Source organism: Phenylobacterium sp. (assembly GCF_030645195.1).
Lineage (GTDB): Bacteria > Pseudomonadota > Alphaproteobacteria > Caulobacterales > Caulobacteraceae > Phenylobacterium.
This window is the reverse complement of the sequence record NZ_JAUSLW010000145.1, coordinates 21,510-29,775: the sequence shown is the minus strand read 5'-3', so window position 1 is coordinate 29,775 and position 8,266 is coordinate 21,510. Positions and strand designations below refer to the sequence as shown.

At 68.4% G+C, this 8,266-nt stretch carries 9 protein-coding genes; all 9 read left to right on the top strand.

The genetic code is table 11. The annotated features are described in order from the left end of the window. Positions 1 to 1,542: DNA polymerase III subunit alpha (gene dnaE / locus Q7T09_RS12005; RefSeq protein WP_304699926.1), on the top strand; the 1,542-nt coding region annotated here is incomplete at its 5' end. Between the two features lie 3 nt (positions 1,543 to 1,545). Beyond that, positions 1,546 to 1,917 carry a VOC family protein gene (locus Q7T09_RS12000; RefSeq protein ID WP_304699925.1) on the top strand — a complete coding sequence of 124 codons (372 nt, stop codon included), beginning with the start codon at positions 1,546 to 1,548 and terminating at the stop codon, positions 1,915 to 1,917. A 176-nt stretch (positions 1,918 to 2,093) separates the two neighbouring features. Next, on the top strand, positions 2,094 to 3,005 hold the full coding sequence (gene rpsB / locus Q7T09_RS11995) for a 30S ribosomal protein S2 (RefSeq protein WP_304699924.1): 912 nt from the start codon (positions 2,094 to 2,096) through the stop codon (positions 3,003 to 3,005). 95 nt (positions 3,006 to 3,100) lie between these two features. Then, complete coding sequence (gene tsf, locus Q7T09_RS11990; protein WP_304699922.1) at positions 3,101 to 4,039, top strand: translation elongation factor Ts; 939 nt, start codon at positions 3,101 to 3,103, stop codon at positions 4,037 to 4,039. Positions 4,040 to 4,138: 99 nt separating this feature from the next. After that, positions 4,139 to 4,858 carry a UMP kinase gene (gene pyrH, locus Q7T09_RS11985; RefSeq protein ID WP_304699921.1) on the top strand — a complete coding sequence of 240 codons (720 nt, stop codon included), beginning with the start codon at positions 4,139 to 4,141 and terminating at the stop codon, positions 4,856 to 4,858. Positions 4,859 to 4,886: 28 nt separating this feature from the next. After that, on the top strand, positions 4,887 to 5,453 hold the full coding sequence (gene frr / locus Q7T09_RS11980) for a ribosome recycling factor (RefSeq protein ID WP_304699920.1): 567 nt from the start codon (positions 4,887 to 4,889) through the stop codon (positions 5,451 to 5,453). Positions 5,454 to 5,491: 38 nt separating this feature from the next. Further along, complete coding sequence (locus tag Q7T09_RS11975; protein ID WP_304699919.1) at positions 5,492 to 6,244, top strand: isoprenyl transferase; 753 nt, start codon at positions 5,492 to 5,494, stop codon at positions 6,242 to 6,244. After that, positions 6,225 to 7,067, top strand: coding sequence for a phosphatidate cytidylyltransferase (locus Q7T09_RS11970; RefSeq protein WP_304699918.1), 843 nt, complete (start codon positions 6,225 to 6,227; stop codon positions 7,065 to 7,067). The genes Q7T09_RS11975 and Q7T09_RS11970 overlap by 20 nt, the downstream gene beginning before the upstream one ends. After that, positions 7,055 to 8,257 (top strand): 1-deoxy-D-xylulose-5-phosphate reductoisomerase, encoded by a 1,203-nt coding sequence (dxr, locus tag Q7T09_RS11965; protein ID WP_304699917.1) that lies wholly within the window; start codon positions 7,055 to 7,057, stop codon positions 8,255 to 8,257. Before Q7T09_RS11970 ends, dxr begins: the two co-directional genes overlap by 13 nt. Positions 8,258 to 8,266 lie beyond the last annotated feature (9 nt).

The window sequence follows — 8,266 nt, the reverse complement described above, 5'->3', positions numbered from 1 at the left end:
GCCGTCGGCGCGCTGTACCGCCCCGGGCCCATGGACAACATCCCGTTGTTCATCGACTGCAAGTTCGGCCGCAAACCCGTTGATTACCTTCATCCTTCTCTCGAAGTGGTGCTGAAGGAGACCTACGGCGTCATCGTCTATCAGGAACAGGTGATGCAGATCGCCCAGATCCTGGCGGGCTATTCGCTGGGCGAAGCCGACCTGCTGCGCCGGGCCATGGGCAAGAAGAAGAAGGAGGAGATGGAGCAGCAGCGGGCGCGCTTCATCTCCGGCGCGGCGGAAAAGGGCGTCTCGGCCGAGCAGTCGGGCGGCATCTTCGACCTGGTGGACAAGTTCGCGGGCTACGGCTTCAACAAGAGCCACGCGGCCGCCTATGCGCTGATTTCCTATCAAACCGGCTGGTTGAAAGCCAATGCGCCGGCCGAGTTCTTCGCCGCCTCGATGAGCCTCGACATCTCCAACACCGACAAGCTGGCGGTCTTCTACCAGGACGCCAAGAAGTTCGGGATCAAGGTCCGCGCCCCCGACGTCAACCGCTCCGCCGCCGACTTCGACGTCGAGGCCGGCGAGGTGGTCTATGCGCTCGGCGGCATCCGCAATGTCGGTTTGCAGGCCATGGAGCACGTGGTCGCCGTCCGCGCCGAGGGCGGGCCCTTCCGGGACATCTTCGACTTCGTCGAGCGGGTCGATCCCAAGCAGGTCAACAAGCGGTCCTTCGAGACCCTGGCCCGGGCCGGCGCCTTCGATTCCATCCACGCCAACCGGGCCCAGATCTTCGCCGCCGCCGACGTCCTGGTGGGCTACGGCCAGTCGGTGGCCGCCGAGCGCGCCTCCTCGCAAGGCTCGCTGTTCGGCGGCGACCAGGTGGAGGCCCAGCGGCCCCGCCTGCCCAAGGCCGAGGTCTGGTCCTCGACCCAGCGCCTGGACGAGGAGCTGGCCGCCGTCGGCTTCTACCTGTCGGGCCACCCCATGGACGACATGGTGGCGGCCCTGCGCCGCAAGCGCGTCGACCTGCTGGCCGACGTCCTGCCCAAGGCCATCGCCGGCGCCGAGGCCTTCCGCATGGCCGGCGTGGTGCGCCGCAAGCAGGAGCGGGCCTCGGCCTCCAGCGGCGAGAAGTTCGCCTTCGTCACCTTCTCCGACCCCACCGGCGAGTTCGAGGTGCTGTTCCCGCCGGAATCCCTGCGCAAGGCCCGCGAACTGCTGGAGCCCGGCAAGTGCGTGGGCCTGCGCATCCGCGCCAAGGCCCGGGACGGCGAGGTCCGCTTCTTCGGCGACGACTGCGAGCCCATCGACCGGGCCATCGAGAACGCCGTGGCCGGCCTGCGCGTCCACCTCGCCCCCCGCAGCGCCGAGATCGAGGCCCTCAAGAAGCGCCTCGAAGGCTCGGTCAACGCCCGCGGCGGCGAGGTGATCTTGGTGGCGGCCATCGAGGGCGGCCGCGAGGTGGAGCTCAAGCTGCCCGGCCGCTTCACCCTCGACAACGCCGTCCGCGGCGCGCTCAAGACCTCCCCGGGCGTGGTCTTCGTCGAGGATCTCTAGGCCGTGCTTGGCCACCTCTCCTTCGGCGTCGCCGATCTGACGCGGGCCGCGGCCTTCTATGACGCGATCCTGGCGCCCCTGGGCTGCGTCCGCGTCTGGTCCAATGCGAGGGGCGCGGGCTTCGGCTCACCCGGGGGCGGGGACCGGCTGGCCCTGTTCCTGAAGGACGGCCCCATCGTCCCGCCCGGCCCCGGCTTCCACCTGGCCTTCGACGCCCCCGATCGCGCCGCCGTGGACGCCTTCCACGTCGCCGCCATCGCGCTTGGCGCGGAGGATCGCGGCGCGCCCGGCCCGCGTCCGCACTACGGCGCCACCTATTACGCCGCCTTCGTCACCGACCTGGACGGCTATAGGCTGGAGGCTGTCCACCAGTAGGACGCGGCCCAACCGCCGCTGGCTATTGCCTTTTCAGGCGTTACGCCCTACATCCGCGCCCATTCCACACGCAGGCGTTTGGCGGTTGGCGGGGAGACATCCCGCCGGTTTCCATTCCGGTCCTCCATCAGGAGGGTTTGTCTGCGGAGGCTAACCGGAAAAAGAGGACCATACATATGGCGCTTCCCGACTTCTCCATGCGTCAGCTCCTGGAAGCTGGCGCCCACTTCGGCCACCAGACCCACCGCTGGAATCCGAAGATGGACCGCTACATCTTCGGTAGCCGCTCCAACATCCACATCATCGACCTGTCGCAGTCGATCCCCCTCCTGCACCAGGCCCTGGTGAAGGTGCGCGAAATCGCCGCCGGCGGCGGTCGCGTGCTGTTCGTCGGCACCAAGCGTCAGGCCTCCGATCCGGTCGCCACCGCCGCCAAGCGCAGCGCCCAGTACTATGTGAACCACCGCTGGCTGGGCGGCACGCTCACCAACTGGCGCACCGTCTCGGGCTCCATCGCCCGCCTGCGCGAGCTGGAAGGCCTGCTGGAGGGCGGCGCCCAAGGCCGCGCCAAGAAGGAACTGCTGAAGCTGACGCGCGAACGCGACAAGCTCGAGCTGTCCCTGGGCGGCATCAAGGACATGGGCGGCATTCCCGACATCATGTTCGTGATCGACACCAACAAGGAAGCGATCGCGATCCTGGAAGCCCGCAAGCTGAACATCCCGGTCATCGCCATCCTCGACACCAACTGCGACCCGGACGGCATCACCTATCCGATCCCGGGCAACGATGACGCCGCGCGCGCCATCCAGCTCTATTGCGACCTGATGGCCGACTCGATCCTCGACGGTCTGGCCGCCGGCCAATCGGCCGCCGGTGTCGACCTGGGCGCCTCCATCGCCCCGATCGAGCCGACGCTGGCCCGTGAGCTGACCCCGGAACCGGTCGTGACCGAAGCCGAGATGGCCGCCCCGGCCGCCGCCCCGGTCGCCGCCCCGGCGCCCGTCGCGGCCGAACCGGCCCCGGCCGAGCCGGAGACCACCGCGGCGGAAGCCCCGGCGGCTGAACCGACCGCGACCCAAGAGTAAGGCCGCAGGACGCCCTCCGGCGTCGCCGACACGACTACGACACGGCGAGGTCCTAAGAGGGCCTCGCCGACCCACTTGATCTGAAGGAGCTCACCATGGCGGAAATCACCGCTGCGCTGGTCAAGGACCTGCGCGAGAAATCCGGCGCGGGCATGATGGACTGCAAGAAGGCCTTGCAGGAAAACGGCGGCGACGTCGAAGCCTCCATTGACTGGCTGCGCACCAAGGGCCTGTCCAAGGCCGCCAAGAAGTCCGACCGCGCCGCGGCCGAAGGCCTGGTGGCCGGCAAGCTCAGCGACGACGGCAAGACCGGCGTCCTGATCGAGCTGAACGCCGAGACCGACTTCGTGTCCAAGAACGACAAGTTCCAGGACGCCGCGCGCGACTGCGCCATGGTGGCCCTGACCATCGACGGCGACGTGGACGCCATCTCCGCGGCCAAGACCGCCAAGGGCGAAGTCGTCAGCGACGTGATCACCAACCTGATCGCGACCATCGGCGAGAACATGCGCCTGCGCCGCTCGGCCCGTCTGAGCGTGTCGCAAGGCGCCGTGGCCCTCTACCTGCACAATGCGCAGGGCGATGGCGTCGGCCGCCTCGGCGTGCTCGTCGCGCTGGAAGGCGCTGGCGACCAGGCGGTGCTGAAGGATGTGGGCCGCAAGATCGCCCTGCACGTGGCGGGCACCCCGACCCCGCCGCTGGCGCTCACCGAGGCCGACCTCGATCCCGCCGCCGTCGAGAAGGAAAAGAAGTTCCTCACCGACCAGGCGCTGGAATCGGGCAAGCCGATCGGCGTCGTCGAGAAGATGATCGAGGGCCGGATCCGCAAGTGGCAGGAAGAAGTGGTGCTGCTGAAGCAACCCTTCGTCATGAACCCGGACCAGACCATCGAGGGCCTGCTGGCCGAGACCGGCAAGCAACTCGGCGCCCCGGTGACGGTGAAGGGCTTCGTGCGCTTCGCCCTGGGTGAAGGCGTGGAGAAGAAGGTCGACGATTTCGCCGCCGAAGTGGCGTCGATGACCGGCCAGGCCTAACAGCCTCCACCAAAAAAGACGGCCCAAGGGCGTGGTGCGTTCGACGCGCACCACGCCCTTGGTTTATGTAGTACCCGCCTAGATTCTCGAGAGCGCCCCATGTCCGACGCCAAGCCGCGCTACAAGAAGATCCTCTTGAAGATGTCGGGCGAGGTCCTGATGGGCGACGCCATGTTCGGCATCGACACCAAGACCATCGAGGCGGTGGCCGAGGACATCAAGGAAGTGGTCGACGCCGGCGTCGAGCTCTGCCTGGTGGTGGGCGGCGGCAACATCTTCCGCGGCGTCTCCCTGGCCGGAAAGGGCATGGACCGGGCCAACGCCGACTATATGGGCATGCTGGCCACGGTGATGAACGCGTTGGCTCTCCAGGGCGCCCTGGAAAAGGCCGGCGTCTATACCCGGGTGCAGTCGGCCATCCCCATGGAGGCGGTCTGCGAGCCCTATATCCGCCGGCGCGCCCTGCGGCACCTGGAGAAGGGCAGGGTGGTGATCTTCGCCGCCGGCCTCGGCGCGCCCTTCTTCACCACCGACACGCCCGCGGCCCTGCGCGCCGCCGAGATGGGCTGCGACGCCCTCTTCAAGGGCACCAGCGTCGATGGGGTCTACACCGCCGATCCGAAGAAGGATCCGAGCGCCAAGCGCTACGAGACTCTCAGCTATCACGATGTCCTGGCCCAGGACCTGAGGGTCATGGACGCCTCGGCCATCGCCCTGATGCGCGACAACAACGTGCCGATCGTGGTGTTCTCCATCCGCGAACGGGGCAATTTCATGAAGGTGCTGAAAGGCCAAGGCGTCTTCACCACCATCGCCTGACACCACTTAGACCTAGGGAGAAGCGCTCATGGCCGCCGCAGAAAAGCCGGTGCTTTCGCGATACCGGGACCGCATGGACAAGGCGGTCGCCGCCTTGAAGGACGAATTCGCCAGCCTGCGGACGGGCCGCGCCTCGGCCAGCCTGTTGGACCAGGTGATGGTGGAGGCCTACGGCTCGACCATGCCGCTCAACCAGGTCGGCGCCGTCAGCGTTCCCGAACCCCGCTCCATCACGGTCAGCGTCTGGGACAAGGCCATGGTGGCGGCGGTGGAAAAGTCCATCCGCGCCTCGGGCCTGGGCCTGAACCCCGTGGTCGAGGGCCAGAACCTCCGCATCCCGATCCCGCCGCTCACCGAGGAACGCCGCAAGGACCTGGCCAAGGTGGCCGGAAAGTACGCCGAGCACCAGAAGATCGCCGTGCGCAACGTTCGCCGCGACGCCAACGACGACCTGAAAAAGGCCGAGAAGGATGGCGCGATCAATCAGGACGAGCAGAAGCGCATGGAGACCGAGGTCCAGAAGATGACCGATGAAGCCATCAAGCGCGTGGACGAAGCCTTGAAAATCAAAGAGCAAGAGATCATGCAGGTTTAGTCGTCCAGACTGCCGCCAAGGACGAAACGGAAAACCTCATGGCCTCCGCTCCCCCAGAGCCGCCCGACAAGGACGCGCCGCTGCACGTGGCCATCGTCATGGACGGCAATGGCCGCTGGGCCAAGCGCCGCGGCCTGCCGCGCAAGCTGGGCCACCCCAAGGGCGTGGAGGCGATTCGCAAGGTGGTGGAGGCCGCACCGGACCTTGGCGTCCGCTGGCTCACCCTCTACGCCTTCTCCACCGAGAACTGGCGTCGCCCGGCCGGCGAGGTGGCCGAGGTGATGCGGCTGCTGAAGCACTATGTGAACAGCGACCTCGAAAAGCTGACCCGGGAGGGCGTGAAGATCCGCATCCTGGGGCGCCGCGAGGGCCTGCCCCCGGACGTCGCCGAGATCGTCGAGCGCGCCGAGACCCGCACCGCCCACAACGACCGATTCTTCCTGCAGGTGGCCTTCAACTATGGCGGCCGGGCCGACATCGTCGACGCCGCCCGGGCCCTGGTGGCCGACGCCCTGGCCGGCAAGATCGACGCCGCCGCGGTGACCGAGGAGGCCTTCGAGCAGAGGCTCTCCACCGGCGGCCTGCCGGCCCCCGACCTGGTGGTCCGCACCAGCGGCGAACAACGCCTGTCCAACTTCCTCCTGTGGGAGTCGGCCTATTCGGAGTTCGTCTTCCCCGACGTGCTCTGGCCCGACTTCACCCCCGACCACCTGCAGTCGGCGATCGATGAGTTCCACCGGCGCGAGCGCAGGTACGGCGCCGTCGCGGACGATGTCCTTGCCGCCGGCTAAGCGTTTCAACTGGTCCAATCTGGGCGTTCGGGTGGCGTCGGCCACCGTCCTGGTGCCCACCGCCCTGGCGGCGGTCTGGTTCGACACGGGCCTGGCGGTCGGGGGGTGGCCGTTCCTGGTCCTGATCGCCGTCGCCGTCGCCCTGCTGTCCATCGAGTGGGGCGGCATGAGCGCCCCCTACGCCCCGGTCCGCGTCTCCACGGCCGTGACCGTGGCGATCCTGGCCGGTGTCTTCCTGGCCCATCGCGACCACATGTGGCTGGCCTGGGCCGGCCTGCTGCTGGGCGGAGTGGCTTCTGCGCTTGTGGCGCGTGGCGTGGCCGAGCGGCCCACCGACGCCGCCTTCGGGGTCTTCTATATCGGCATCGCCTGCATCTGCCTGGTCTGGCTGCGGGCCATGCCACAGGGCCAGTGGTGGACCCTGATGCTGTTCGCCATCACCTGGACCGCCGATATCGCCGCCTTCGCCGTCGGCAGCGCCCTGAAGGGCCCCAAGCTCTGGCCCCGGTTCTCGCCCAACAAGACCTGGTCCGGCTTCGTCGGCGGGCTGGTGTTCGCCATGGCTGTCGGCGCCTCGATGACCGTGATTCCGGCCTTCGAGCTGAACATGGCCGCCGGCGCCCTGGTGGGCCTGCTGGGCGGCCTGGCCACCATGGCCGGCGACCTCTGGGAATCGGCGCTGAAGCGACGGTTCGGCGTGAAGGATTCCGGCGACCTGATCCCGGGCCACGGCGGCCTGCTGGACCGCGTGGACGGCCTGCTGTTCGCCGTGGTGGTCATCGCCATCGCCCGGCTGGTCAATCACCTGGGGTGGGGACATTGACCCTGCCGCGCCGTATCAGCGTCCTGGGCTGCACCGGGTCGGTAGGGGTCTCGACCCTCGACCTGCTGGAGAAGTCCGGGGCGGAGGTCGAGATGGTGGCCCTGGCGGCGGGCCGCAACGTCCAGGTCCTGGCCGAGCAGGCGCGCCGCTGGCGTCCGAAGCTCGCGGTGATCGAGGATGAGAGCCGCCTTGCCGAGCTGCGCGATCGTCTCGCCGGGACCGGGATCGCCACGGCCGCCGGCGCCCAGGCCGTGGTCGAGGCCGCGGAGATGGACGCCCAGTGGGTGATGTCGGCCATCGTCGGCTTCGCGGGCCTTGGCCCGACCCTGGCGGCGGCCCGGTCCGGCGCTATCGTGGCGCTCGCCAACAAGGAGAGCCTGGTCTGTTCCGGGCCCCAGCTGCTGCGTATCGCCAAGCTGGCCGGCGGCGTGGTCATCCCGGTGGATTCCGAACACTCGGCCATCTTCCAGGTCTTCGACCCCATGGTGGCCCAGCACGTCTCGCGCCTTGTGCTCACCGCCTCGGGCGGGCCCTTCCGGGGCTGGACGCGGGACCAGATGCGCCTGGCCAGCGTCGAGCAGGCGGTCAATCACCCCAGGTGGGACATGGGGATCAAGATCTCCATCGACTCCGCCACCATGATGAACAAGGGGCTGGAGATGGTGGAGGCGGCCTATCTGTTCGCCATGCCGCCCGAACGGGTCGACGTGATCGTCCACCCCCAGTCCATCGTCCACTCCATGGTGGAATATGTCGACGGCTCCACCCTGGCCCAGCTCGGGGCGCCGGACATGCGCACTCCCATCGCCTGCGCGCTCGCCTGGCCCGACCGTCTGCCCTGGCCGGCCCCCAAGCTGGATCTGGCCCAGATCGGCCAGCTCACCTTCGAGGCGCCCGACTACGAGCGATTCCCCGCCCTGCGGCTGGCCAAGGACGCCCTGGCGGCCGGCGGCGCGGCCCCGGCGGTGATGAACGCCGCCAACGAGGTCGCCGTGGCCGCTTTTCTTGACCGTCGGATAGGCTTTCTCGATATTGCCGCAATCGTAGCCGACACACTGGATCGTGTTGAGGCCAAGGGCCTCGCGGGGGAACCCACCGGCGATGTCCTGGAAACGGCGAAGGCGACAGACACCATGGCGCGCCGCGTCGCCGGCGAGGTCGTGGACCGGCTCGAGCCGGTCACGCTGTAAGGAGTAGCC